The organism is Streptosporangium sp. NPDC020072 (genome assembly GCF_040631445.1).
Classification (GTDB): domain Bacteria; phylum Actinomycetota; class Actinomycetes; order Streptosporangiales; family Streptosporangiaceae; genus Streptosporangium.
The window spans coordinates 613,898-639,881 of record NZ_JBEYAB010000002.1; the positions used below are offsets into that span (position 1 = coordinate 613,898).

The following is a 25,984-nucleotide window of genomic DNA, read 5'->3' on the forward strand; positions in this document are numbered from 1 at the left end:
CACCTATTGGACTAGACCAATCAGCCCCCTCGGGAGACGGCCCCCACGAGCTCCGGATACCTGCGGAAACCGACGCTCCCCGCCACTCTCCGTCCCGCCCACGCGACCAGCAGTCCGTACGGCACCGCCAGCACGCTGACCCAGGTGACGCCGAGCAGGACGGGCACGACGACGGGCAGCGACAGCAGGCCGCCGCCGATCATCGCGCCGAAGGAGGCCACGAAGGCGAGGCCGCCCTGTCCCGGCACCGCGCCGGTGAAGGCGTTGAGCCGCTCCGGCACCGAGTACGGCACCAGCACGCTCGTCAGGGCGCCGACCCCGAGCCCGACACCCAGGACGCCCCAGCCGCTGAGCGCTCCGGGGATCGCCAGCATCGGGTCACCGGCCAGCAGGGAGGCGATCACGGCCACCAGGGCGAGCAGCGGCACGGCGATCGTCGCGACGGCCAGGTGCCGCCCGGCCAGGTCGGTCCGCCAGTCTCCGCCGGTGCCGTAGACCACGGCGTTCATCCACAGCGAGCGGCCGTCGATGCCGAAGGAGTTGGCCGACTGCAGGGCGATCATCACCGCGCCCAGGCAGGCCGGGCCGACCACCAGGCCGGCACCGCCCATCCCCTCTCCCCTGCTCAGGGAGAAGGCCATGATGCCGGTGACCACAAGGGAGGTGAACCAGACGACCCTGCCCCTGGGGTCGCGGCGGGCGTACTTCAGCTCCTTGGTCGCGACCGCGGCGAGCTGCCCGTCCGGCAGGAACCTGGCGAGCAGGCCCCGGGAGTTGCGCACCGAGGCGCCCTGGGTCGAGGCGTCCGGGGTGACCAGCGCCCTGCGCAGCGCGGCGATCCACAGCCGCCCGATCACCACCACCAGTACGGCCAGCACCAGCAGTTCGGCGACGGCGACCAGGCCGCCGTCCGCGATGGCGTGGGCGGCCAGGCCCGGCGGGGTCCAGCGCAGCACCGAGGCCACGGCGTGCAGCATCCGCCCCGGGTCAGTGGAGAAGCCACCGTTGAGCACCAGGTTGGGGATCTGCCCGGCCAGGACGAACAGGACGACGGAGACGGCGAGCACGTCGCGTCCCCTGCGGGTGCGCATGACGCCGGACAGGGAGGTGGTGACCAGCCGTGAGGTGACGATGCACAGCGCGAACTGCAGCAGCACCGCGACGACCCCGAGGAGCGCTCCGCCGATCCCGCTCGCGATGCCGACGACCGCGCCGGACATGACGATCAGCGCGGAGATCGGCCAGACACCGGTGATCGAGGCGGCGAACATCCCGGCCGCGAGCCTGCCGGTGGTCAGCGGCAGCAGCGCCAGGCGCGACGGGTCGAGCGTGTCGTCGAGACCGAAGACCAGCAGCGGCCCGATGGCCCAGCACACCACGAAGACGGTGAACAGCACCACCCCGACGTCGGCCGCGATCTCGGCGGGGGCGAACCGCAGCGCGGAGACCCCGACGAAGCCGAGACCGGCGACGACCACGGCGGCGAGCACGGTGAAGACGAACCCGGCGACACGCGCGCCGTTGCCGCGCAGGTTCCCGGCGATCAACCTGAGCTTGAGCCGTACGAAGAGCATGGGGCCGACCCGCGCGGCCCGTTCGTTCACGCCGAGGTCGCGCCCAGCCATGACAGACCCTCCCCTCCGCCGTCGCCGTGTCCGTGGCCGCCCGCGCCGACCAGCCCGAGGAAGGCCTCGTTGAGGCTGCGTCCCGCGCGGACCTGGTCCAGCGGCCCCTGGGCGACGATCTGGCCCCTGCTCATCACGGAGACCCAGTCGCACAGGCGCTCGACGAGGTCCATGACGTGGCTGGAGAAGACGACGGTCGCGCCGGACTCGGTGTAGCGCCGCAGGACCTCGGTCAGTGTGTTGGCGCTGACCGGGTCGACGCCCTCGAAGGGCTCGTCGAGGAAGAGCACCCTGGGGTTGTGCAGCAGGGCGGAGGCCAGGCCGATCTTCTTGCGCATGCCGGTGGAGTAGTCGACGACGAGCTTGTCCGCCGACTCCGTCAGGTCCATGACCCGCAGCAGTTCCTCGGCCCTGCGTTCGACCTCGGCCTTGGGGATGCCCCTGAGCTGGCCGTTGTAGGACAGCAGTTCCCTGCCGGACAGGCGTTCGAACAGGCGCAGCCCCTCGGGCAGCACACCGATACGGGCCTTGACCTGGACCGGGTCGCGCCAGACGTCGAGGCCGTCGATGTGGATGGCGCCGCCGTCCGGGCGGAGCAGACCGGTGACCATGCTGAGCGTGGTCGTCTTGCCCGCGCCGTTCGGACCGACCAGTCCGGCGAAACTGCCGCGGGGCACGACGAGATCGACACCGCCGACGGCCACCTGCTGCCCGAATCTCTTGAAGAGCTGTTGTGTTCGTACCGCTTCGGCGCTGTCCATCATGACCTCTATTTTGCCAGAATTAACCTTTTGGAAGTCATACCTCCCAGCTCAGAACGGTCCGGGACCCCTCTGGGTTCCGGGATCACCGGAGGGCTACCCTGCTGGAAACGAGCGGGGAACGCGCCCGCGCGCCCGGAAACGTCAGGCCGCACAACGGCCGCCACGCCCGGGCGCGCCTGTCACGAACGCAGCGAGGAGTGAAGGACCCGATGAGCGCCGAGCCGACAGCCCCGGGGATCGACATCCACACGACCGCGGGCAAGCTCGCCGACCTGGAACGCCGCCTGGACGAGGCGGCTCACGCCGGTTCGGCGCGCGCGGTCGACAAGCAACACGCCAAAGGCAAGATGACGGCCAGGGAGCGTGTGCTCTCCTTCCTGGACGAGGGCAGCTTCGTCGAGTTCGACGAACTGGCCAGGCACCGTTCGACCAACTTCGGCCTCGACCGCGAGAGGCCGTACGGCGACGGCGTGGTGACCGGGCACGGCACGGTCGACGGCAGGCCGGTGGCGATCTTCGCCCAGGACTTCACCGTGTTCGGCGGCTCCCTCGGCGAGGTCTTCGGCGAGAAGATCGTCAAGGTCATGGACCACGCCCTGAAGACCGGCTGCCCGGTGGTCGGCATCAACGACTCCGGCGGGGCGCGCATCCAGGAGGGCGTCGTCTCCCTGGGCCTGTACGCCGAGATCTTCAAGCGGAACGTGCACGCCTCCGGCGTCGTCCCGCAGATCTCGCTGGTTATGGGCCCGTGCGCGGGCGGCGCGGTCTACTCCCCCGCGCTCACCGACTTCGTGCTGATGGTGTCGGAGAAGTCGCACATGTTCATCACCGGCCCCGACGTCATCAGGACGGTCACCGGCGAGGAGGTGACGTTCGAGGAACTCGGCGGCGCGCACACGCACAACTCCAGGTCGGGCGTGGCGCACTACGAGGCCGTCGACGAGGCCGACTGCCTGGAGTTCGCCAGGGCGCTGCTGTCCTACCTGCCGTCGAACAACCTGGACGAGGCCCCGGTGCTGGACGCGGAGCCGGTCCTGGAGACCACCGACGAGGACAGGGAGCTGGACACGCTGATCCCCGACTCGGCGAACCAGCCGTACGACATGCACACCGTCGTCGAGCACGTGCTCGACGACGGCGAGTTCCTTGAGGTGCACGCGCTGTTCGCGCCGAACATCCTGGTGGGTTTCGGCCGGGTCGAGGGACGTTCGGTGGGGATCGTCGCCAACCAGCCGATGAGTTTCGCCGGGACGCTGGACATCGCGGCCTCCGAGAAAGCCGCCAGATTTGTCCGTACTTGTGATGCCTTTAACATTCCCGTTCTTACTTTTGTGGACGTACCGGGATTCCTTCCGGGAACTGATCAAGAATGGAACGGGATCATCCGCCGCGGGGCCAAACTGTTGTACGCCTACGCCGAGGCGACCGTCCCACTGGTCACCGTGATCACCCGCAAGGCGTACGGCGGCGCCTACGACGTCATGGGCTCCAAGCACCTGGGCGCGGACGTCAACCTGGCCTGGCCGACCGCGCAGATCGCGGTGATGGGCGCCCAGGGCGCGGTCAACATCCTCTACCGGCGTGAGCTGGCTTCGGCCGCCGATCCCGACGCCGAGCGGGCCAGATTCGTCACCGAGTACGAAGACACCCTCGCCAACCCGTATCTCGCGGCCGAACGAGGGTATGTGGACGCCGTGATCCGCCCGTCCGACACCCGAGTCCAGGTCGTCAGGGCCCTGCGCGCCCTGCGCAACAAGCGAACGGTCCTGCCCCCCAAGAAGCATGGGAACATCCCGCTATGACACACCTGAAGATCGTTCATGGAGAAGCGACACAGGAGGAGGTCGTCGCGCTGGTGGTCGCCCTCGCCGCACGGACGGCCCCGGCGGCGAAAGCAGCACCAAAGCGCGAAAATTGGCGTAATCCCTCACACCGCATGCGAAAGTATCTGCCCACCGGACATGGTGCTTGGAGATCAAGCGGACTGCCTCGTTAGATCCATGGAACGGGGTGTCAAGTTGCACGAGACTTGGGACTATCTAAGAAATGGGCGCATATAGTCAGCCCGATCAGTGAGTTCCGAGGCCTGGAGGACGAGATGACCATCCTGGACCTCACAACGCATCCCGTCGCCGCCAAGTACGCCGTCCTCGTGGACGTCGGCTATCTCTACGCGGCGGCGGGAGAGGTCCTCCTGGGCGCCAAGGAGCGCAAGGAGTACCGCGTCGCCGCCGACGAACTCATCCAGGCGCTGCAGAAGCACGCCGAGGCGCGCATCCACGGCGAGCTGCTGCGGATCTACTGGTACGACGCCGCCAGAGACCGGGTGCCGACCGTCGACCAGCGCGTCATCGCCCAGCTCCCCTGGGTCAAGGTCCGGCTCGGCAACCTCAACGCCCGCGGCCAGCAGAAAGGCGTGGACGCCCAGATCAGGAGCGACCTGGAGGCCCTGGCCAGGCACCACGCGGTGAGCGACACCATCCTGCTGGCCGGAGACGAGGACATGGTCCCCGCCGTCGAGGCGGCCCAGGCCTACGGCGTGCGCATCCACCTGTGGGGCGTCGAGCCGCCCTACGGCACCAACCAGGCCGAGCGCCTGGTCTGGGAGTCCGACACCGTCGAGATCATCAGCGCCGACTTCCTGCGCTCCTTCTTCAGCCGCGCCCCCGCGCCCGTCCCCGTCCCGGTGCCGCCGGTGACGCCCTCCCCGGCCCAGGTCTTCGCCGGCCGTACCGCCGCCAAGCCGAAGGCCCCCGCCGGTCAGCCCGCCAAGCTCGGGCCGAGCCGCCCCCGGGTCGAGGACGTCGGCGAGCACGTGGCCCAGAAGTGGATCCTCACCCGGGGCCGCGACAACATCCGCGACCTGCTGCCCGGCCCGATCCTGCCCACGGTCATCGACACCGAGCTGCTCATCGAGGCCGAGAAGGAGCTGGGCCACTCCCTGCGCCCCTACCCCGAGGCCAGGGTCTGGCTGCGCGACGGCTTCTGGGCCAGGGTCTACCGCGAGTTCGAGATCGGGGTCGGCATCTCCTCGAAGTGATCTCCCCACGGTGATCCACGGTCACGTCCGAATCCCGCCGGTCACACCCTCTACGCTGCTCATATCGTTGAGGACATGTCCGTCGCAGAGCTTGACTTCGACTCCTGTTACCGCGCGGTGACCGCCAGGGACGCCCGGTTCGACGGGCGGTTCTACACAGCTGTCACCTCCACCCGCATCTACTGCAGGCCCATCTGCCCCGCCCGCACACCCGCCTCGCGCAACGTGCGCTTCTACCGCCACGCCGCCTCCGCCGAGGCGGCCGGGTTCCGGCCGTGCAAACGCTGCCGTCCCGAGCTCAGCCCCGGAGACCCCGGCTGGGACCACCGGGGCGACCTGATCGGCAGGGCACTGCGGCTGATCGACGAGGGCGTGGCCGACAACGGCGGGGTCGCCAGGCTGGCCGGTCGCCTGCACATCACCGAACGGCACCTGCACCGCCTGTTCACCACCGAGATCGGCGTCGGCCCGCTGGCCGTCGCCAGGACGAAACGCCTGCTGCTGGCCAAACAGCTGCTCACCGAGACCGGCCTGCCGATCACCGACGTGGCCTTCGCCTCCGGCTTCGGCAGCGTGCGCCAGTTCAACGCGACCATGAAGGAGACGTACGGCTTCACGCCCGGCGAACTGCGGGCGACCGCGAGCAGGGACGGGGGCGGGAACGGGGGCAGGGCCGTGGCCGACACCTCGCTGACGCTGCGGCTGCACCGGCGCGAGCCGTACGACTCGCGGGCGCTGCTGCGGTTCCTGCGGGCCAGGGCGATCCCCGGCCTGGAGACCGTCGACGAGACCTCCTACAGCAGGGTGGTCCCCGGCGGTGCCGTCACCCTCACCCCGTTGCCCGGCCACGTGCGGCTCGACGTCGAACTCGACGACACCCGGGGGCTTGCCCGCGTCGTGGCCCGCTGCCGCCGTCTGCTCGACCTCGACGCCGACCCGCAGGCCATCGCCGACGCGCTCGGGGGGACCTCCCTGGGCCCGCTGGTCACCGCCAACCCGGGCCTGCGGGTGCCCGGCGCGTGGGACGGCTTCGAGGTCGCCGTGCGCGCCGTGGTCGGCCAGCAGATCTCCGTCGCGGGCGCCCGTACCCTGCTGGGCAGGATCGTCGCCCGCGCGGGCCACGGCGGCGTGCTGTTCCCGGCCCCCGGCGAGCTGCTCGAAGCCGACCTCGAAGGGCTCGGGCTGACCGGGCGGCGGGTCGCCACGCTCAGGGCGCTCGCCGCGTGCGTCGCCGAGGGCGAGATCGACCTGGACGGCGCGCAGGAACCCGCCCAGGTCGTCTCCCGGCTGCTGCCGCTGCCCGGCATCGGGCCGTGGACGGCGAGCTACGTGGCGCTGCGGGCGCTGCGTGACCCGGACGCCTGGCCCGACGGCGACCTGGTGCTGCGCAGGACCATGGCCCGCCTGGACATCCCCGAAGACCACATCGAGCGGTGGCGGCCCTGGCGGGCCTACGCCGCGCTACACCTCTGGAGCGCCGCATGACCGTCGAGGCACAGGTCCTCCCCACCCCCATCGGCCCGCTGGCGCTGCTCGCCCGCGAGGGCGTCGTCGTGGCGGCCGGTTTCACCGCCGATCCCCAGGAGATGTTCGTACGGCTCCCGCCCGCCCTCAGGGCCCTCGACCTGGTCGTCACCGACGACCTGGGCCCGTCCGCGCGGGCCGTACGGGACTATCTGGACGGCGACCTCAAGGCCCTCGACAGCGTCGAGGTGACGCAGCCCGGCACCCCGAAACGGCAGCGGCTGCTCGACGCCCTGCGGCAGGTCCCGCCCGGCGTCACGGTCAGCTACGCCGAGCTGGCCGAACGGGCGGGGCTGCCCAGGACGGCGGCCAGGGCCGCGGGAGGCGCCTGCGCGCAGAACCTGATCGCCCCGTTCGTGCCGTGTCACCGCGTCCTGCCCTCGACCGGCGGCTTCGGCGGTTACTACTACGGCGTCCCGGTCAAGCGGTGGCTGCTCACCCACGAGGGCGCCCTCCTGCCCTGACCGGCCCGCCTCATTCGTCTCCCTTGACGACGCTCTGCACCTCGCCGACGGCCACGTCCCGGTCCGCGCTCACCTGGACCGGGGCGTAGTCGAAGTCGACCCCCGGCGCCGTGACGGGCCACACCGCGGTCACGGTCATCGTGTAGACCCCGCGCGGCTGGTCGGCCGAGGCCCGCCGGTAGGTCACCCCGCAGCTGAACCTGTCCTTCTCCCCCTTGCTGTACGGCTTGCCGCCCCCCTCACAGTTCTGCTTGACGTCGGCGCGATCGCCCGTGGTGCCCGACTTGATCTGCAGGCTCCCGAGGGTGGCCGTGACCGTGGCGCTCATGACGCCGGGCAGCGTCGCGGTCACCGAACGCGTCTTGGCGCCGGTGTCACCGAGCCAGACCCAGGTGTCCAGGTTGACGTAGCTCTTGACGTTCGGATTGACCTCGATCTTCGGCTTGGGCACGGTCAGCGCGGCCCTGGCGATGTCGGCCAGCTCCCTGACGGTGATCCCGGCGGGCGGGGTGGTGTTCGGCGGGACGAACACGTACGGTTCGAGCCCCGCCAGGCAGGACAGCGCGTTCGGGTCGGCCGCGTTGTAGGCGCGCGTCCACCAGTTCCCCTCCTTGCCGACCTTGTCCTTGAACTGCTTGAGGTCGTCCAGGTGCCTGCGCCACTCCGTCTCGGGGATCCACTCGGGCTTGCTCCCCTCCTGCTTCTTCAGCATGTCCTCGGCGTTTCCGCCGGGTTCGTACCAGCAGGGGCGCTTGACCCGGTAGCCGTCGCTCTTGCCGCCCGTCCCGTTCCCGGACACGACGATCCGGGAGTCCTTCAGGACGACGCCGACCTTCTCGTTGCCCTCGCCCCCCTGGAAGCCCGTGGCCTCGGGACCGCCGCCCCCTCCGGGAGGGGCCGCGAAGGCGACGGAGGGACTCGTGACGGCGAGCAGGACCAGCCCCGCGACGGCCGTTCTCCTGATCATCGAAGACACCCCTTCACCCGTTCGCTGGGAAGTTCCGTGTGCCGTAGCAGCGCGACCCGCCACACCCCGTCGTCGCCGAGGCGCATCCCGGCCGCCTGCAGGAAGGGCTCACGGGTCCACGCGGGCTGGCGGGCGAGCGGCCTCCCGGTCGCCGTGTCGAGCAGACGCATGCCGGACTCGTCCATGCACGCCTCCATCTGCGCCCCTCTGCCGTCCACGGGGCCGACGGTCAGCGCGTAGACGCGGGCGGTGCCCCGTACCGAACGGTGCTGGTCGAGGAACTCCCCCACCCACGTGCTCAGCTCGCCGACCGCGTCACCGGTGACGGCGTCGAGATAGCCGACGTCCCTGCCGCCGGTGACGACGGCCCTGAACGACCCGGCCAGGTGGTCGCGGAAGGCGGCGACCATCCCGGCGGTGTCCCGGTCGGGGGCGGCGGGCCACTCGACGACCAGCCGTACGCCGGGGGCGACCTCGACCGTCTCCGTCCGTGCCGTGGGGGTCGCGACGGGCGCCCTTGAGAGGTCCGGCGTCGCGCTCGCCCCACCGGCGTCGCCCTGCGGGACGAACCTGTCCGGCTCCGCCGTACAGCCCGCGAGCAGGACTCCTGCCGCCGCGGCCCCGGCCACCATGGCCCTCCCCGCCCTCATGCGGACGGCGCCGAGCGCATCCGCCACGAGGGCAGCAGCTCGTCGATCAGGGCCTCGGTCTCCGGGGCCATCCCGCTCCCGCCCGGCTGGGCGGCGGCCCTCCTGTTCAGGGCCTCGACCACGGTCCGCAGCCGCGCCTGGTCTCCGGTGAGGTGGGTGGCCCGCAGCAGGTCGCGCCAGAGCCCCTCGTCGTCGGCGGCGAGCAGCAGGCCCGCCCGCACCGCGGCGACGGCCCGTCCCCCGTCGCCCTCCTCGATCCGGATGTCGCAGAGCCGGTGCGCGGCGTCCGCGACGGCCGCCGTCACGTCGTACTCCAGGTCGTCGTCGGCCAGCCAGGCGTACCGGCCGCGCGGGCGGCCGTTGAGCAGCGGCCCGCGCACCAGGTTCAGCGCCCGTTCGAGCAGTACGGCGCGCACCCCGGAGTCGGTGTGGGAGCGGCGGACCAGGTCGCGGAAGACCATCCAGTCGGTCCGCACCTCGGGGCCGAGGCGGAACCTGCCCGCCTCGTCGGCGTAGAGGTTGGGGCGCCCCGCGCCGTCGGTGCCCAGCCAGTCGACGACCCTGGCGATGGTCGCGTCCCTGACCGCCGCCTGCACGCCGCGTGGCCACAGGACGCCGCCGAGCACGACCGGGTGGACGCCGCCCGGGTGGGTCGCGAGGTAGACGACGAGTTCCACCGCGAGCGTGGCCCGTCCCTCCTCCATCGGTGAGGGGCCCGCGATCTCCACGGGGCCGAGGACCCGCACCTCGACCGAGGCGTTCGCCGGGACGGGCTCCGGCCGGTCGCTCATCGGCTCGCCGTCGAGCCGTCCCGCGGTCTCGAACAGGTCGATCAGGGCACGGTAGTGGCGGCGGGGCAGCAACTGGGCGTCCACCTCGAAGCCGAGCGCGTCCACCTTCGCCCTGCCGTCCTCGGTGACCTCCCAGTTCCAGGTGGCGTGCGGGACCTTCCCCGCCACGACGTACCCGGCCGCTGTCCTGACGCCCTTCCTGGCGAGTACGGCCAGCCGGTGCCCCTCCTCCTCGTTCGGCACGAGCGCGGAGAGCACGTAGTGCGGCGGCCAGATCGGCTCCGCGGCCCGTCCCTGGATCCTGCCGGTCAGCACGTCCCCGCCCTGGCCGCGTTCCGCGGCCCTGGCCTCAAGCTCGGGCAGCAGTTCGGCGAGGGTCGCGACGTGCCTGACCCGGTCGGGGGCGATCACGGTCAGCTCCTCGCCGAACCCGACGAGCGTGACGGTCATCAGGTCCGACCAGCGGTTGGTCGCCAGTTCGACGGCGAGGGCGGCCAGGGCCTCGGTGCTGCGCGGGCCGTCGAGGCTGATCAGGCCGTGCGCCGCCTCCAGGTCGACGAGCACGCGCCCCTCGCCGTTCGACCCGAGCGAGACCAGCCCGGGGTACGGCGCGGGCGCCTCGGACAGCGCCCGTTCGTCGAGCATCCTGCCCTCGTGGGCGGGCAGCTTCCACACCTGGCCGCCGTCGTGGGCGCTCCAGGGCGCGGGTGCCTCGGCCACGGGCGGGTGGATCCACAGGTCGAGGCTCTGCGCCGACAGGTGGGCGGCGTAGATGGTGGGCGGGATGCGCTTCTGCGCGGCCAGGGAGCGGCCGAGCAGCCGCAGCCCGATGTCCAGCATCCGGCTGCCCGGGGCGTCGGCGCCCAGTCTGAGCGCCACCTCCGCCTTGGCCGCGTCGTCCTTCGGCCTGGCGATCCTGCGCCCGAACGCCCTGTGCCACAGCTGCTGTCTGCGCCTGCGGCCCAGGGCCGCCAGCAGCCCGGCCGCCGCGAGCGAGGCCCCGGCCAGGTAGTCGAGCAGCTCCAGCCCCTGTTGCTGCCCCTGGTCGCGGCCCTGGTCCTGGCTCTGCTCCTGTCCCTGGTCCTTGGTCCTGTACGGCTCCCGCCTGCCGCTGTCGGCGCTCTCCTCACGGGAGTCGGCGGGTCTGCGGGCCTCGCCCCTGTTCTCCCCGCCGCCGCCCGCCTCCTGCCGGGCCTCGCCCGGCAGGTCGGAGCCTCCCTTGGCCGAGATGTCCTGGGTGTGGCCGTCGAGTTCCGCGGGCTTGCCCGGGTGGTCCTCAAGGGTCTCCCCGCGCGGCTGGGAGGCCGGGACGATGTGCACGTTCCTGGCGTCGTCCGGCATGTCGAGCACCCAGCCCGGCCTGATGAGGTCGGCCATGTGCAGGCGGCTGCCGTCGGGCTGCTCCTTGTGCTGGTTGAGCCGGTAGATCTCCGGATAGCGCCGCCCGTCGCCGAGGCACTTCTCCGCGATCTCCCACAGGCTCTCGTGGTGGCGCCCGTGCGGCGGCTGCACCACGTAGACCTTCCTGGCCTTCTCGACGTGCACCAGCGGCGCCCGTTCCTCGGGCTCCGGGGTGGTGACCGAGGCCGCCGCGGTCACGGGGGCGGCGGGCGTCGCCGTGGGCCTGACGATCGGCACGACGACCGCGGAGACGGTGAACAGCAGCAGGACCGCGGAGACCAGCCGGTTGGCCAGCATCTGGGTGCCGCCGGAGAAGGGCACCCTGGCGGGCATGCCGACCCGGCGCAGCCCCGCGTAGATCTCGACGATCACGCAGACGGTCAGCTGCAGCCAGGCCAGCCAGACCAGCAGCACGAGGATGGCCACGATCATGCTCGTACCGACCTGGCTGGTCAGCAGGTTCAGGTGGAGCAGTTCGGGCGACAACGGCGGCCCGGCCAGCCTCAGCAGCGCGTAGGGAACCCCGCCGACCAGTGCGACCAGCACGACCAGCGCGCCGAGACCGGCGGCCAGGTCGCCCGCCGTACGTCTCGGTCGTATGCGCGTTGGCTGTCGCGTGGGCATGCGTCTCCCTTCGTGTCCAGGTTCTTCGTCCTCAGCCGGCTCCGCCAGCCGTTCGCCTCAATCGGTACGGCCCGCGTCCGTCACCCGTCGTCCCCCATGTCGGGTCCCGCGGTTGCCGAGGCCTCCATGTCGGAGCCGGGGAAGCCGAGCGCGGCCAGGAAGAACGACGTCCAGGCCGCGGAGACCCGGACCGTGACCTCGCCCTGCCCGCCGCCGACCGAGCACTCGCCGAGGCGGACGTCGGAGCCCGCGTAGCCGGAGACGATCTTCTTCGCCTCCGCGCAGACCTCGTCCTCGCCCAGCAGCCGGGCCTGACCGGTCTCCCTGAGGTACTCGACGTCTATCTTGTCGGCGGCGGCCCTGGCCGCCTGCTCGGCGATGTCCGCGGCCCGCAGCCTGGCGTTGATGGCGCCCCCGCCGTCCACGAGGAGCCCGGCCAGCATGAAGACCATCACCGAGAAGATCACCGTGAAGACCGACATCGACCCCCGGTCTCCGGGTCGGCGGGCAGAGGTCATTTCTCCACCCTCCGGAGCTGCTCAAGCGGGGCCACCGCGTCCCCCCGCATGTCCTTGGCCGCGCCGAAGCCGAGGAAGTCCAGGTCGAGTGAGCAGGTCACCGTCACCTTGACCTGGCCGCCCGCCTTCCAGTCCGTGCCGGCGAGGCTGACGTCCGGTTCGCACTGCCCGGACAGGGACCCCTTGGCGGCCTCGTCTGCGGCGCTCTCCGCGTCGGAGCGGGTGCGTTCGACGGAGGCCGCCCGCGCGGCGTCCCTGGCGGCTCCGTTCACCTCGCCCTGGGCCTCGACGATCCGTCCGGCGCCCACCAGGAACAGCAGGAACAGCAGGAAGACCGGTGCGAGGAGCACGGCCTCCGCCGACAGCGACCCCCTCTCGGGGTCCCCGCCCGCTCTCCTGGTCACTCCTGACACCCCTCACCACCGTCGTCGGGCCGGAAGCACTCGACGGGGCCGCCGAAGCGCGAGGTGATGGTGAGGCTCGTCGAGGGCAGCAGCGGGACGACCTGGACCGCGGTCGCGGTGATCTCGACCCCCCGCTGGTCGCCCTCCTCCCAGGTCGTCACCTTCGCGCCGTCGAGAAGCTTGGGGCCGATGGCCTTGAGCACCTCCTCGGCCTTGGAGGTCGCGTCCTCCTGCCAGGAGTCGGAGTCGATCCTGGCCAGCCGTGACCCCTCCCGCGCCGCGGCGTCGGCCACCTGGCGGCCGTGGAACCACAGGGCGAACTGCACGACGAGCAGCACGACGGCCAGCACGACCGGCATGATCATCGCGAGTTCGACGACGGAGGCGCCGCGCTCGCCGTCCCGTCCGCGCACGCGCCGGGAGCGGCGCGCGGGCGCCTCAGCCGTTGCCGCCAACCGGGCCACCTCCGCCGTCGGTGCCGCCGCCCCCGCCCCCGCCACCGCTTCCGCCGCCGAACTGGTCGGAGATCTCCCCCTGCCTGCCCTCGACGAGGGTCCTGATGAGGGTGGCCAGGCCGAGGGCGACCCCGGCGATGATGGCGGTGATGATGACCCACTCGACCGCTGAGGCGCCCCTGCTCGGAGCGTTGCGCGCCCGGTCGATCCGCACACTCAGGAAGGTCGTCGCGTAGACGATCCACGGATGGTTCAGCATGTCAGGACCCCAACATCTTCATCGCTGCCGGAAAACTCAGGAAGATCACAAAACCGGCGCAGAGCAGAAGCTGCGCGACGAGCATCGACTGGGAACGCTCACCCGCCTGCCCCTCGATCTCGGCGAGCTCCCGCCGCCGCAGGGTCGCGGCGCGCGCGGTCAGCGACGAGCGGACCTTGGCGCCGTCGTCGGCGACCAGCCCGAGGGCGGCGGACAGGTCGCGCAGCTCGTCCACGTTGATCTCGTCGCCGAGCTGTCCGAGGGCCTGCCACGGGGTGATGCCGACGATCCTGGCGTTGCCGAGCGCCTCACGGATGCGGGCCATCGCCCAGTTGGCCTCCTCCTCGTCCCCGGCGGGCGCGCCGACGGAGACGGCCATCAGCAGCGCCTCCGGCACTCCCCGGCCGCCCGCGAGGTTCATCGCGACCAGGTCGAGGAAGGCTCCGACGACGTGCCGGAAGTCGCGGCGCATCCGTGCGGCGTCCCGTTTGACCTGGAGGTCGGGCAGGACGAAGAACACCCCGGAGACCGCGAGGGCGACCCACAGCGGCATCGTGAGCGAGGCGTCCCAGCTCATCAGCGCCAGCCAACCGGCCAGCAGGGGGAAGGCCAGCAGCCCGGAGACGGCCAGCAGCACCTTGGTGGCCAGGAACGCCTCGAACGACCTGCCGAGCAGGGCCAGGTCGGACTTGGCCGAGCGCGCCTGCCAGCCCCTGGCCGCGTACAGGCGGGCCAGCCGTACGCCCAGCTCCCTGCGCAGGGCGCTGACGTCCTCGTCCGGCAGGATGAGCCTGGCCCTGGGCGCCTGGGTGCCCTCCCTGGCCGCGTCGAGGGCCAGCAGCCTGGTCACCAGCCCCGGTCTGGCCGGGAACAGCGCCCGCATCAGCAGGAACAGGCCGAGGCCGAACACGCCCCCGGCGAACAGCGCGTCAGTCGGCATCGCGCGCCTCGCCTCCCATGGTGCCTCCCACGGCCCCTCCGGTGGGCAGGCCGAGCAGTCTGGCGGGCTTGTCGAAGCGGGCCAGGCGCCGCATCCAGGCGAAGCCCGCGCCGAAGAACCCGGCCACGACCACGAGCACGGCCTGCCCGAGGGCGCTGTCGTACTCGGCGACGTAGGAGGGGTTGAACACCACGAGCGCCACGGCGAAGGCGATGGCCGTACCGACCACGATCTGCACGCTGCGCCGGGTCGAGCGGCGCTCGGCCTCGACGCGGCGGCGCATGTCCAGCTCCTCGCGGGCCGAGACGGCCAGCGCGCCGAGCACGTCGCGCAGGCCGGGGCCGCGCAGCTTGGAGTTGAGGATGAGCGCGGCCACGACGAGGTCGGCCGAGGGGTCGTCCAGCTCGTCTGCGAACAGCCTGAGCGCGTCCTGCAGCGGCATCCTGGTGTGCAGCCGGTCGACCAGCGACAGCAGGTGCGGGCGCAGGGTCGGCGCGGCGGCCCTGATCGACGACGGGATCGCCTGTTCCAGGCCCGCCGCCCCGGCGATGGTGTCACGGAGCGACTCGGTCCAGGCGGCCAGGCCCTCAAGGCGCCGCATCGCCGTACGCTCCTCGGCCGCGCCGCCCGCCAGGCCCCGCCATCCGAGCGCGAGCAGTACGGCCCCGGCCGCCATGACCGGCCATCCGGTCACCACGAGCACCAGGACGCCCACGATCGCGCCGATGGCCGAGCGGGTGGACAGCGCCTTGAGAAGCTCGCGTCTTCCCGCCTTCCTGCCCGGGCTCGCGGGCCGGGGGCGCAGACCGTACAGGGCCAGGCCGAGCAGGAACAGCCCGGCGCCGAGCGCCGCGCCCGCGAGCATGACCAGCGGGTCGAACAGGCCGGGGGGAAGGCCGTTCACGCCCAGCCTCCGGGGTCGTAGCCGTGGTGGGCCAGCTCCTCCATGCAGGACAGGGGGGCGTTCGGCAGGACCCGGCCGTCGGGGGCCGTGGCGAAGACCTCGGAGGAGAGCACCCGCCCGTCGACACCGGCGACCTCGCGCACGCTGGAGACGAAGCGGCGCAGTCTGCCGCCCTTGGCGTAGTCGTTGCGCTTCTCGATGAAGACCACGAAGTCGATCGCGCCCGCGATGAGCATGTGGGTCGCCTCGATCGGCAGACGCTCGGCGGCCTGGAGGGCGTAGGTGGCGATGCGGTTGAAGACCTCCATCGAGGAGTTGGCGTGGATGGTGGACAGGGACCCGTCGTTGCCCTGGGTCATCGCGTTGAGCATGGTGACGATCTCGTCGCCGAGGACCTCTCCGACGATCACCCGGGAGGGGTTCATGCGCAGCGAGCGGCGCACCAGCTCGGCCATCGAGATCTCACCCTGGCCCTCGGAGTTGGGCAGCCGCTGCTCGAAGGCGACCACGTTCGGGTGCAGCTCGGCGAACTGGTCGAGGCCGAGTTCGAGGGCGCGTTCGACGGTGATGAGGCGTTCGTGGGGCGGGATCTCGTTGGCCAGGGCGCGCAGCAGGGTCGTCTTGCCCGCGTTGGTCGAGCCGGAGATCATGATGTTCTTGCGGGCCGCGACGGCCGCGGAGAGGAAGCGGCCGATCTCCGGGGTCACGGTGCCGTTGCCGACCATGTCGCTGAGGAAGACCTTGCCCAGGCGGGAGCGGCGGATGGAGACCGCGGGGCGGACCGTCACGTCCATCACCGCGGAGAGCCGGGACCCGTCGGGCAGGCGCAGGTCGAGCTGGGGGTTGGCGGTGTCGAAGGGCCTGCTGGACAGGCCGCTGTAGGCGGCGAGGACCTGGATCAGCTCGATGAGCTCCTCGTCGGAGTCGGCGACCGGCTCCCGCATGAGCTCCTGGCCGTCGGCGTAGCCGACGAAGACCCGGTCGCAGCCGTTGATGTCGATGTTCTCGACGTCGGGGTCGTCGAGCAGCGGCTGCAGGCGGCCGACGCCGAACAGCGCGGCGTGGATTCCGCCGGCGAGGGCCTCCTCCTCCTCTGCGGTCGGCGGGGTACGGCCGACGCCGATCTCCCCGCGGGCGAACTCCTCAAGCACCTGGGCGATCAGCGCACGGGCGAACTGGCGCTCGTCCTCACCGCTCATCGGCGGCAGGCCGCTGGCCTGGTCGAGGCGGCGCTGGTGGGCCAGCCGGTCGCCGACCTCCTGCCGGAAGCGCTTCACCAGGGTGTGGTCTATGGTCACAGGACGTGCTCCGGGACGCGGATCTGGGCGGCGAGGCGTCCGGCCAGCTCACGGGCGGTGCGGATGAGCAGCGAGCGGTCCAGGCGCCCGCCCCACTGGCCGCGCAGCAGCTCGGCGCCCTTGGGGTCGTGCGCGATGCCGGTGACGAAGGCGACCTGCCTGCCGGTCGCCGTGACGATCCGGCGGACGTCGTCGATCGTCGTGCGGTACTGGCGGGGGTCGGCGATCACCACGACCGCGACCTGCACCGACGAGGGCAGCACCTGGAGGCGTTCGCGCAGGTGGGCGACGTGGTCGAGGCTCGCCCTTGTGAACAGCACCACCAGGGCCGCCTCCGTGACCAGCTCGGTCATCTCGGGGTGGCCGCCCAGGCGCCCGCAGTCGGCCAGCACGTCGGCGCCGGGCAGCGCCGCGAACGCGCGGCCGAGCGGCCCCCACAGCCAGGTGAGGCCCGCGGCCTGTTCGCCGTGGGTCAGCCCGGCCAGCACGTCGAGCCCGCCGACGATCCGCTGGGTGTGCTCGTGGATCTGCTCGGGCTGCAGCCCCCTGCGGGCCGTGGCCCCCAGGGTGAGCAGGCCCCTGCCCGGGTTGAGCACGCCGCCGTCCTGCGCGGGCAGGCGGTAGGCCAGGTCGCCTCCCGCCGGGTCGCACTCGGCGAGCAGGACGGAACGAGGCCAGACCGCGCCGAGCGCGGTGGCCGCCGTGGTGACCCCGGGCGCCCCCTTGTCGGCCGCCAGCACGATGAGCGCCATCTCAGCGGGCCCCGGGGAGCTCGACCACCGCGACCTCGCCGCTTGAGGCGTAGGTGCTGATCAGGGGCGCGTCCTTGACGTCCACCACGATCGCCAGCGGACCGGCCGGGGTTCCCCTGCTGGTCGCGGTCATCCGGTGGACGAGCGCGCTCTGCGCCAGGACCCGGCTCTGCGTCCCGTCGCCGCCCCGGCCCGGCACGTAGATCACCTGGACCCGGTCGCCCTCGTCGAGGGTGATGGGCAGCTGGCCGGGTTTGAGCGACAGGCCGACGATGGCCTTGCCCGGCCCGAGCTCCCCGCTCGCCGAGGCGACCATCCTGGGGGTCAGCAGGGTGCCCGGCAGGAGGGTGACGCTGGCGAAGTCATGGGCGACCTGGGCGCTCTGCGACCACGGAACGTAGTCGATGCCGGTGTCGGCGATCTGCACCTCCTGCATGGAGGTGACGAGCATCTGCTGCCCGGCGCCGATCTGCTTGACGATCCGGATCGCGGAGACCCGGTCTCCGCTGCGCAGCACCAGGAGGGTGGTGGCCAGCGCGCCGCCCAGGATGAGCAACAGGGCGAGGGCCGCGAGCGCGGGTTTGCGCTCACGCGGGGACACGGGGAGTTTGCGCGACGCCGGGCCGGAAAGCCCTGGTTGCGCGCCCGGCCGCTCGGCGTTCGCCGGGGGGCGGCCGCCCGGCTTCTCACTGGTCCTCATGGGTAGGGGGACTCCCAGAGTCTTCGCAAATGGGACTACTGCTCGAATTTACGCCATTATGCGCACCGCACCGATGAACAGGCAGACAAAATCCAGGTCCCATGCTCGTTTGATAGGAACAGGTCTGTCAACGCCGATCGCAAGGATGCTGACGGTTCGGTGAGATGACAAGAGACTTATCGGGGTGATAAGGGCATCTGATTAACTCGTGCGGCGTCCACCCCGGCGTTTAGGGGGCTCATTCGGCGGGAAAGACCCGCGCCCTTCACCATCCGGCCGGAAGGCCGTTCACCGTGTGTCATCCTTGCGTCATGGCTTGCGTCATGGCGAAGTGGTCCGGGTACGCCGCCCCGGCCCCACACCGGATGCGGTTCCCCCTCAGGAAAACGGATCACCCGTGTCACCGCGAAACCACATACGCGAAGACGGCGTCTCCCGTTGCCCGCCGTCCGCGTCCCGCCGCCACGACCTCCCAGGTCAGGCCGTACGGCGAGGCGGCGGCCTGAGTTTTCCACAGCCCCACCCGGCCATTCCCGTGCGCGGCCCGATGAGCGAACGCCCATTTAAAACGGCACGACCGGCCACTGTCATCAGGCGGTTTTCCACAGACCGCCACGTTTTCCACATACCGCTCCACAACCCATGGCATTGCCGCAAACCACTCCTTCGCGACAAGTGCCACTCTGTACCGTGGACCGGGGCTCCGACCCGAGGAGAGCGTCGATGCGGATCATGCTCACCGTGCTCAGCGAGCACACCGACCGCGATGTCGTGGTCGAGGGCGACGACACGACCACGGTCGCCAGGCTCGCCGAGGCGCTCGCCGGCCAGGGCGGTGAGCGGCCGAGCAACGTGGTACGGCTGACGCGCAGCAAGGCCCCCTACGGCCTGGACCGCGACATCGGGTCACAACCCCCGCCCATGTGGCTCGACGGCCGCCTCCTCGAACCGTCCGCGCCCGCCCTCGGCCTGCTCCGCGACGGCGACCTCGTCACCCTCGAACGCGACCTGGCCGCCGCGACACTCGCCGAGGAACCGGGCGGCATCGTGGAGATCCGGGTCGTCGGCGGGCCCGCCGCCGGGTCCGTGCACCGCATCAGCCTGGGTGTGCACACCATCGGCTCCGACCCGGCCTGCGCGGTCTCCGTCGCCGACCCCATGCTGCCCCCCAGGGCCGCCGTCGTCCGGCTCACGCCCGAGGCCATCACCGTCGAGGCGGGGGAGGGCGCCACGCCGAGACTCGACCGGGAACCGCTCGAAGGCCCGGCGCCCTGGCGGGAGCACGCCGTACTGACCTGTGGCGCGAGCGTGCTGACCCTCAGGGCCGTCGAACCTCCGGACGCGCACCTGGACGCCCAGCCCGACGGCGGCCTCGCCTACAACCGGCCGCCCAGGCTGCGCACCCCGCCGAGCACACGGCGCTTCGAGGTCCCCGCGGAGCCCAAACGCGCCGAGACCATGCGGCTGCAGCTGCTGACCGCCTTCCTGCCCGCCGCGCTCGGCGTGGTCATGGCCTGGACCCTGCACGTCTGGTACTTCCTGCTGATGGCGCTGATGACGCCGTTGATCATGGTCGGCCAGTGGTGGAGCGACCGGCGGCACGGCCGCAAGCAGTACCGCCAGCGGATGAAGGAGTACAGGAAGCGCCTGAAGGACTTCGAGGCGGACGTCGAGCGCGCCCGCGCCGACGACGAGGCGGAGCGCCGTACCGCCGCGCCGGACCCGGCCGAGGTGCTGCTCACCGCAACCGGGCCGAGACGGCGGCTGTGGGAGCGCCGTGACCACGACCAGGACGCGCTCAGGCTGCGGGTCGGGCTCGCCGACCTGCCCGCCGACCTGGAGTTCACCCCGGAGCGCTCCGCCCCCGCCGACTGCGTGCTCCCCGACCCGCCCGACTGCCACGCGGTGCCCGTGGCCCTGGCCATGCGCCGTCTCGGCGTCGCCGGCCTGACCGGGCACAGACCGGCCGTCACGGGGCTGGCCAGGTGGCTGGTCGGCCAGGCGGCCGCCCTGCACAGCCCCCGCGACCTGGCGATCGTGGTGCTGTCGGCGCACCGCGACGGGGAGGAGAACTGGAACTGGGTGCGCTGGCTGCCGCACTGCGCCCCGCGCGGCGGCGAGGACTGCGTCGCGCTGGTCGGCGCCGACCCCGAGGCCGCCGCCCGCAGGGTGACCGAGCTGACCGCGTTGATCGAGGGACGCCAGGGCGAGGAGGAGGGGTCGGCGGCCAAACTCGGCCGTATCGCCTCCGGATGGGGCGACGGCGCCCCGGCAGGCGCCGACGTCGCGCCCGTATACGACGAGCGGCCCTACGACGTGCTGGTCGTCCTGGACGGCGCCCAGGTCCTGCGCGCCCTTCCCGGCATGCCGCAGGTCCTGCGCCAGGGCCCCAGGGCGGGCGTCTACACCCTGGCCCTCGACGACGACCAGCGGCTGCTGCCCGAAGAGTGCGCCACCGTGGCGGACGTGGCCGGGGACGGCACCGTACGGCTGCGCGGAGGCGGCCTGGACGGGCTCGGCGAGATCCTGGCCGACCAGGTCTCCTCCTCCTGGTGCGACCGGCTGGCCCGCTCCCTGGCCCCGGTGCGCGACGTCAGCCGGGACGAGGCCGCCCTGGCCCTGCCCGGCTCCGCCAGGCTGCTCGACCTGCTCGACCTGCCCTCGGTCTCCGGCGCCGTCCTGGCCGAGCGCTGGGGCCGTACGACACGGGCGGTGATCGGCGCGGGCCCCGACGGCGTCTTCTCCGTCGACCTGCGCACCGACGGTCCGCACGCGCTCATCGCGGGAACGACCGGCGCGGGCAAGTCGGAGCTCCTGCAGACCCTGATCTGCTCCCTCGCGGTGGCCAACCGCCCCGACGAGATGACGTTCGTGCTGATCGACTACAAGGGCGGGGCCGCCTTCAAGGAGTGCGTACGGCTGCCGCACACGGTCGGCATGGTCAGCGACCTCGACGGCCACCTCACCCAGCGGGCGCTGGCCTCCCTGGCCGCCGAGATCCGCCGCCGCGAACGGCTGCTGCTGGCCGCCGGGGCCAAGGACATCGAGGACTACCACGAGCTGCGCGACGCGCAGCGGGCCCGCGCCTCACGGGACCTGATGGTGGCCGGGGCGGGCTCGGCGGTCAGGCAGCTGCCCCTGCGCGCGGACCCGCTGGCGGCGCTGCCCCGCCTGGTGCTGGTCATCGACGAGTTCGCGGCCATGGTCAGCGAGCTGCCCGACTTCATGACCGGCCTGGTGGACATCGCCAGGCGGGGCCGTTCGCTGGGCATCCACCTGATCCTGGCCACCCAGCGGCCCGGCGGCGTGGTCACCGCCGACATCCAGGCCAACACCTCGCTGCGCATCGCGCTGCGGGTGACGGAGGCCGCGGAGTCCTCCGACGTCATCGACAGGCCGGACGCCGCGCACATCTCCAAGGCCACCCCGGGACGGTGCTACGTGAAGTCGGGCGTCGGCACGCCCACGGCGGTGCAGACCGCGCGGATCGGCGGACGCGGGCCCGGCGCGCAGAGCGAGGTGCGGGCCAGGGTGACGGAGGTCGGCTGGCGGGCGCTCGGGCAGCCGCTCACGCCGCCGGAGACGGCCACGGAGAACGCCGCGGTCACCGACCTGTCCGTGCTGGTCGACGCCCTGGTCGAGGCCGCCCGTGTCACCGGTGTCCCCAGGCAGCCGAGTCCCTGGCTGCCGCCGCTCGACGACCTGCTGGTGGCCCCCGGGGTCACCGTGGCCCCCGGGGATGCGCCGCCGTACCGGGTGGGGGTCCAGGAGGTGCCGCCGCTGGCGTTCGGGACGACCGACCTGCCGTGGGCGCAGGCCCGCAGGCCGCTGGCGCTCAACCTGGCCGCCGGGGGTCACCTGCTCCTGGCGGGCGCCTCCCGCAGCGGGCGTTCGACCGCGCTGCGCACGCTCGCCGGGGCGATCGCCGCCGGGGCCTCCCCCGAGGACGTGCACCTGCACGCGATCGACTGCGGTTCCGGGGCCCTGCTGCCGCTGATGGCCATGCCGCACTGCGGCGCCGTGGTGACCCGCGACCAGCTCGACCGGGTCGAACGGCTGCTGACCCGGCTGCGCGCCGAGGTCGGGCGGCGCCAGCAACTGCTGGCCGAGGCGGGCTACGCGTCGCTGGCCGAGCTGCGCGCCGCCGCGACCGGGCCCAGGCTGCCGTGGATGGTGCTGATGCTCGACCGGTGGGAGGGGTTCGTCGCCGCGTTCGAGGGCTACGACTACGGGCGGCTGATCGAGTCGGCGATGCAGTTGCTCAGGGAGGGACCCGCGGTCGGGTTGCGCGCCGTGGTGACCGGGGACAGGTCGGTGCTGCTCGGGCAGATCTCCACGGTCTTCGAGGACCGGCTGATCCTGCGCCTGGCCGACCCCTCCGACTACGGCCTGGCCGGGCTGCCGGTGAAGGACCTGCCCGCCGCGCTGGCCCCCGGCAGGGCGCTGGCCACCGGGGAGCACGGGATCGTCGAGAGCCAGATCGCGCTGCTGTGCGACGATCCCGCCGGCCCCGCCCAGGTCGCCGCGTTGCAGGCGCTGTCCAGGGAGGTGCCCGGCCGCTTCGGCGCCTCCCCCGGTACGGCCGAGCCGGGGCGGTGGCCGTGGAACGGCGAGCCGCCGCTGCGGGTCGACGCGCTGCCGATGCGGATCACCTCGGCGCAGGCGCTGGAGCTGGTGCCCTCCTTCGAGCCGCCCTCCCCGCTGTGGGCGCTGTTCGGCGTCGGCGGCGACTCGCTGACCCCGCTCGGCGTCGACCTGCTCGCCCAGGGACCCGGCGCGGTCGTCGCCGGGCCGTCCCGTTCCGGGCGTTCCTCGGCGCTGCTGACCGCCGCCCGCTCCCTGCTGGACAGGGGGACGCCCGTGGTGGTGGTCACCCCCAGGCGCAGCCCGCTCAGCACGCTGGCCGGGCAGGAGGGGGTGCTGGCCGTACTCGGCGCGGACGGCGACCTCGACAGGGCCGTAGCGGGGCACGAACGGTACGTGGCGATCGTGGACGACGCGGAGCTGGTCTCCCCCGACTCGCCCCTGGGCATGTCCCTTGAGCAGGTGTTGCGCACCGGCCGCGACAGCGAGCACGGCCTCGTCATCGGCGGTACGACGGGTGACCTGACCACCGCCTACCGGGGTTTCGTCGCCGAGGCCAGGAAGGCCCGCACCGGTCTGCTGCTCTCGGTGCAGAGCCCCGCGGACGGCGACCTGTTCACCATCCGGCTCCCCCGCGGCGCGGTCGGCGGCCCGCCGGGACGGGGACTGCTGGTGACGCTGGGCACGGCCACCGCCGTCCAGACGGCCCTGCCCGGCTGAGATACGGCGGGCTGAGGTACGGCGGGCAACGAAAACGCCGCCCCGGTCTCACGAGACCGGGACGGCGTGGCGGCCGAGTCAGCGCGTGGCGGACTCGATGTTGCCGCGGTAGGTGTTGATCACGCGGGAGGCCTCGGCGAGCTCCTCGGACATGCGCTGGAAGGCGGCACGGTAGTTCTGCCAGGCCTCGGTGAAACGCTGGGCACCCGGGCCGGTCCAGGCGGTGCCGACCTTTCCCGCCTCACGGTCCAGAGCCGCCATCGTGGCCCTCACCTGGTCGGCCTGCTGGGTGAACTGGGTGGCCATCTGCTGCATTTCCGCGGGATTGCCACCAAGCAAGTTCTGGCTCATGCCAGCACTCCTTCTGGATCGGTGTCGGGGGCTCACCAAACGACATCACGATAGGTGAGTGGATCACGGAGATACTCGGATTATGCCGAGCGGCTATGGATCTTCCCATACCCATGGACCGGATAACGCGTCATTCGCCGTAAGTCACATGTCATACCGGGAATCGTCATCCGAGAGGCGCCATGTGCCGACGGCCGTGCCCACTCCGGCGCACGGGGATCATCACCAATACGGCCATCCAAAAACAACCCATGACATATCCCAATCCCGGCGGGCGGGACCCCGCTCTTCCCAGGCTCCGTACGGCGCCTAAACTCCGTTGGAGGCCCGCCAGCCCCCCGTTCGCACGTGATGAAGGGAACCATGTCGGTGCAGAAGGTCTTGGTCGCCAACCGTGGCGAGATCGCCGTACGGATCATCCGCGCCTGCAGGGACGCGGGCCTGGCCAGCGTCGCGGTCTACGCCGAGCAGGACCTGGACGCCCTGCACGTCCAGCTCGCCGACGAGGCCCACTCGCTGGGCGGCCAGTCCCCCGCCGAGACCTACCTCGACATCGCCAAACTGCTCGCGGTCGCCGAGACCAGCGGCGCCGACGGGGTCCACCCCGGGTACGGCTTCCTGGCGGAGAACGCGGCCTTCGCCCAGGCGGTCATCGACGCCGGGCTGACCTGGATCGGGCCGCCCCCCTCCGCGATCGTCGCCCTCGGCGACAAGGTGCAGGCCAGGCACATCGCGCAGAAGGTGGGGGCGCCGCTGGTCGCCGGGACCGCCGAGCCGGTCTCCGGGTCCGAGGAGGTGGTGGCCTTCGCCGCCGAGCACGGCCTGCCGATCGCGATCAAGGCCGCCTTCGGCGGTGGAGGGCGGGGCCTGAAGGTCGCCAGGACCCTTGAGGAGATCCCCGAGCTGTACGACAGCGCGGTCCGCGAGGCGGTCGCGGCCTTCGGCCGGGGCGAGTGCTTCGTCGAGCGTTACCTCGACCGGCCCCGGCACGTGGAGACGCAGTGCCTGGCCGACACGCACGGCAACGTGGTGGTGGTCTCCACCCGTGACTGCTCGTTGCAGCGCAGGCACCAGAAGCTTGTCGAGGAGGCCCCGGCGCCGTTCCTGACCGACGAGCAGATGGAGCTGCTGTACTCCTCCTCCAAGGCCATCCTGCGGGAGGCGGGCTACGTCGGGGCGGGCACCTGCGAGTTCCTCGTCGGCCAGGACGGCACGATCTCCTTCCTTGAGGTCAACACCCGGCTGCAGGTCGAGCACCCGGTCAGCGAGGAGGTCACCGGGCTCGACCTGGTCTCCGAGATGCTGCGGATCGCCGAGGGGCAGCCGCTCGGCTACGACGACCCGCGGGTGAGCGGGCACAGCATCGAGTTCCGGATCAACGCCGAGGACGCGGGACGGGGCTTCCTGCCCGCGCCGGGCACGATCACCGCGGTGCGCTGGCCCTCCGGGCCGGGCGTGCGGGTCGACGCCGGATACGAGGCGGGCATGACCGTCCCCGGCGCGTTCGACTCGCTGGTGGCCAAGGTCATCGTGACCGGGGCCGACCGGGGACGGGCGCTGGCCCGGGCCAGGCGGGCGCTCGCCGAGCTACACCTTGAGGGAATGCCGACGGTGGCCGAGTTCCACCGGGTCGTGGTCGAGGAGGAGGCCTTCGCCGCGCCGGACGGCGCGTCGTCGTTCGCGGTGCACACCCGCTGGATCGAGACCGAGTTCGTCAACCCGGTCCAGCCGTACGCCGGGCCGGTCGCCGAGCCGGGGACGGCCGAACGCGAGCGGGTCACGGTCGAGGTCGGCGGCAAGCGGCTTGAGGTCGTCCTGCCCGCCGGGCTGGTCGGCGGGCAGGGCGCGGGCGTGACGGCCCAGGGCGGCGCCGGGGGCAGGCGCGCGAGCAGGCGCCAGGGCGCCGGGCGGGCCACGGCGGTGAGCGGGGACGGACTGGTCAGCCCGATGCAGGGCACGATCGTGAAGGTCGCGGTCGCCGACGGGGACGTGGTCGCGGCCGGGGACGTGATCGTGGTCCTGGAGGCGATGAAGATGGAGCAGCCACTGACCGCGCACCGGGCCGGAGTCGTCGCCGGGCTGAACGCGGCGGTCGGGCAGACCGTCACGGCGGGTGCCGCCATCTGTGACATCCGCGACAACTGACCCCTCCTTCTCCCGGGTGACGCGTCCAGGTTTGGAAAGGATTACGGTCAGGGGGGAACTCTGACGTCCACTCGCTCGTCTTCCAGGGCGAAGGAGGGCTTTCT

The 25,984-nt window shown here is 72.1% G+C and carries 22 protein-coding genes; 7 read left to right on the top strand and 15 right to left on the bottom strand.

Going from position 1 to position 25,984, the window contains the following annotated elements; translation table 11 throughout:
• Positions 1–20: 20 nt before the first annotated feature.
• Positions 21–1,625, bottom strand: coding sequence for a hypothetical protein (locus tag ABZ470_RS06055; protein ID WP_362910289.1), 1,605 nt, complete (start codon positions 1,623–1,625; stop codon positions 21–23).
• A complete protein-coding gene (locus ABZ470_RS06060; protein ID WP_362772717.1) occupies positions 1,601–2,389 on the bottom strand; it encodes an ABC transporter ATP-binding protein in 789 nt (262 codons plus the stop codon). Before ABZ470_RS06060 ends, ABZ470_RS06055 begins: the two co-directional genes overlap by 25 nt.
• A gap of 209 nt (positions 2,390–2,598) precedes the next feature.
• Between ABZ470_RS06060 and ABZ470_RS06065 the strand changes: the two genes are divergently transcribed.
• From ABZ470_RS06065 to ABZ470_RS06085, 5 genes are all read left to right on the top strand, one after another.
• Positions 2,599–4,191 (top strand): acyl-CoA carboxylase subunit beta, encoded by a 1,593-nt coding sequence (locus ABZ470_RS06065; protein WP_352009999.1) that lies wholly within the window; start codon positions 2,599–2,601, stop codon positions 4,189–4,191.
• Complete coding sequence (locus tag ABZ470_RS06070; protein ID WP_362910291.1) at positions 4,188–4,385, top strand: acyl-CoA carboxylase epsilon subunit; 198 nt, start codon at positions 4,188–4,190, stop codon at positions 4,383–4,385. The genes ABZ470_RS06065 and ABZ470_RS06070 overlap by 4 nt, the downstream gene beginning before the upstream one ends.
• A 102-nt stretch (positions 4,386–4,487) precedes the next feature.
• The gene (locus tag ABZ470_RS06075; protein ID WP_352010001.1) at positions 4,488–5,429 is read left to right on the top strand and encodes an NYN domain-containing protein; all 942 of its coding nucleotides are present in this window, start codon (positions 4,488–4,490) and stop codon (positions 5,427–5,429) included.
• Between the two features lie 75 nt (positions 5,430–5,504).
• Complete coding sequence (locus ABZ470_RS06080) at positions 5,505–6,914, top strand: AlkA N-terminal domain-containing protein (protein WP_362910293.1); 1,410 nt, start codon at positions 5,505–5,507, stop codon at positions 6,912–6,914.
• The gene (locus tag ABZ470_RS06085) at positions 6,911–7,417 is read left to right on the top strand and encodes a methylated-DNA--[protein]-cysteine S-methyltransferase (RefSeq protein WP_362910295.1); all 507 of its coding nucleotides are present in this window, start codon (positions 6,911–6,913) and stop codon (positions 7,415–7,417) included. The genes ABZ470_RS06080 and ABZ470_RS06085 overlap by 4 nt, the downstream gene beginning before the upstream one ends.
• Before the next feature lie 10 nt (positions 7,418–7,427).
• On the opposite strand, the gene ABZ470_RS06090 is transcribed toward ABZ470_RS06085, so the two are convergent.
• The 12 genes from ABZ470_RS06090 to ABZ470_RS06145 form a co-directional block, all read right to left on the bottom strand.
• Positions 7,428–8,384 (bottom strand): hypothetical protein, encoded by a 957-nt coding sequence (locus ABZ470_RS06090; protein WP_362910297.1) that lies wholly within the window; start codon positions 8,382–8,384, stop codon positions 7,428–7,430.
• Complete coding sequence (locus tag ABZ470_RS06095) at positions 8,381–9,061, bottom strand: hypothetical protein (RefSeq protein ID WP_362910299.1); 681 nt, start codon at positions 9,059–9,061, stop codon at positions 8,381–8,383. Before ABZ470_RS06095 ends, ABZ470_RS06090 begins: the two co-directional genes overlap by 4 nt.
• Positions 9,031–11,850 (bottom strand): hypothetical protein, encoded by a 2,820-nt coding sequence (locus ABZ470_RS06100; protein ID WP_362910301.1) that lies wholly within the window; start codon positions 11,848–11,850, stop codon positions 9,031–9,033. The genes ABZ470_RS06095 and ABZ470_RS06100 overlap by 31 nt, the downstream gene beginning before the upstream one ends.
• Before the next feature lie 80 nt (positions 11,851–11,930).
• Positions 11,931–12,368 (bottom strand): pilus assembly protein TadG-related protein, encoded by a 438-nt coding sequence (locus ABZ470_RS06105; protein ID WP_362910303.1) that lies wholly within the window; start codon positions 12,366–12,368, stop codon positions 11,931–11,933.
• Positions 12,365–12,772, bottom strand: a complete 408-nt coding sequence (locus ABZ470_RS06110) for a TadE/TadG family type IV pilus assembly protein (RefSeq protein WP_352010008.1) — start codon at positions 12,770–12,772, stop codon at positions 12,365–12,367. Before ABZ470_RS06110 ends, ABZ470_RS06105 begins: the two co-directional genes overlap by 4 nt.
• Positions 12,769–13,227 (bottom strand): TadE family protein, encoded by a 459-nt coding sequence (locus ABZ470_RS06115; protein ID WP_362772737.1) that lies wholly within the window; start codon positions 13,225–13,227, stop codon positions 12,769–12,771. Before ABZ470_RS06115 ends, ABZ470_RS06110 begins: the two co-directional genes overlap by 4 nt.
• Positions 13,211–13,486: a hypothetical protein gene (locus ABZ470_RS06120; RefSeq protein ID WP_352010010.1), complete on the bottom strand. Its 276-nt coding sequence runs from the start codon at positions 13,484–13,486 to the stop codon at positions 13,211–13,213. The genes ABZ470_RS06115 and ABZ470_RS06120 overlap by 17 nt, the downstream gene beginning before the upstream one ends.
• A gap of 1 nt (position 13,487) precedes the next feature.
• Positions 13,488–14,426 carry a type II secretion system protein gene (locus ABZ470_RS06125; protein WP_352010011.1) on the bottom strand — a complete coding sequence of 313 codons (939 nt, stop codon included), beginning with the start codon at positions 14,424–14,426 and terminating at the stop codon, positions 13,488–13,490.
• Positions 14,416–15,330, bottom strand: a complete 915-nt coding sequence (locus tag ABZ470_RS06130) for a type II secretion system F family protein (protein ID WP_362910305.1) — start codon at positions 15,328–15,330, stop codon at positions 14,416–14,418. The genes ABZ470_RS06125 and ABZ470_RS06130 overlap by 11 nt, the downstream gene beginning before the upstream one ends.
• Entirely contained in the window at positions 15,327–16,628 is a 1,302-nt protein-coding gene (locus ABZ470_RS06135; RefSeq protein ID WP_362910307.1) for an ATPase, T2SS/T4P/T4SS family, read from the bottom strand. Before ABZ470_RS06135 ends, ABZ470_RS06130 begins: the two co-directional genes overlap by 4 nt.
• Positions 16,625–17,380: a hypothetical protein gene (locus tag ABZ470_RS06140; protein WP_362910309.1), complete on the bottom strand. Its 756-nt coding sequence runs from the start codon at positions 17,378–17,380 to the stop codon at positions 16,625–16,627. The genes ABZ470_RS06135 and ABZ470_RS06140 overlap by 4 nt, the downstream gene beginning before the upstream one ends.
• A 1-nt stretch (position 17,381) precedes the next feature.
• Positions 17,382–18,080, bottom strand: a complete 699-nt coding sequence (locus tag ABZ470_RS06145) for a hypothetical protein (RefSeq protein ID WP_352010015.1) — start codon at positions 18,078–18,080, stop codon at positions 17,382–17,384.
• 723 nt (positions 18,081–18,803) lie between these two features.
• Here ABZ470_RS06145 and ABZ470_RS06150 point away from each other — a divergent pair.
• A complete protein-coding gene (locus ABZ470_RS06150) occupies positions 18,804–23,384 on the top strand; it encodes an FtsK/SpoIIIE domain-containing protein (RefSeq protein ID WP_362910311.1) in 4,581 nt (1,526 codons plus the stop codon).
• Between the two features lie 78 nt (positions 23,385–23,462).
• Here the strand turns inward: ABZ470_RS06150 and ABZ470_RS06155 are convergent, their stop codons facing one another.
• Positions 23,463–23,735, bottom strand: coding sequence for a WXG100 family type VII secretion target (locus ABZ470_RS06155; protein ID WP_012888044.1), 273 nt, complete (start codon positions 23,733–23,735; stop codon positions 23,463–23,465).
• Positions 23,736–24,104: 369 nt separating this feature from the next.
• On the opposite strand from ABZ470_RS06155, the gene ABZ470_RS06160 reads away from it, so the two are divergent.
• The gene (locus tag ABZ470_RS06160) at positions 24,105–25,880 is read left to right on the top strand and encodes a biotin carboxylase N-terminal domain-containing protein (protein WP_362910364.1); all 1,776 of its coding nucleotides are present in this window, start codon (positions 24,105–24,107) and stop codon (positions 25,878–25,880) included.
• Positions 25,881–25,984 lie beyond the last annotated feature (104 nt).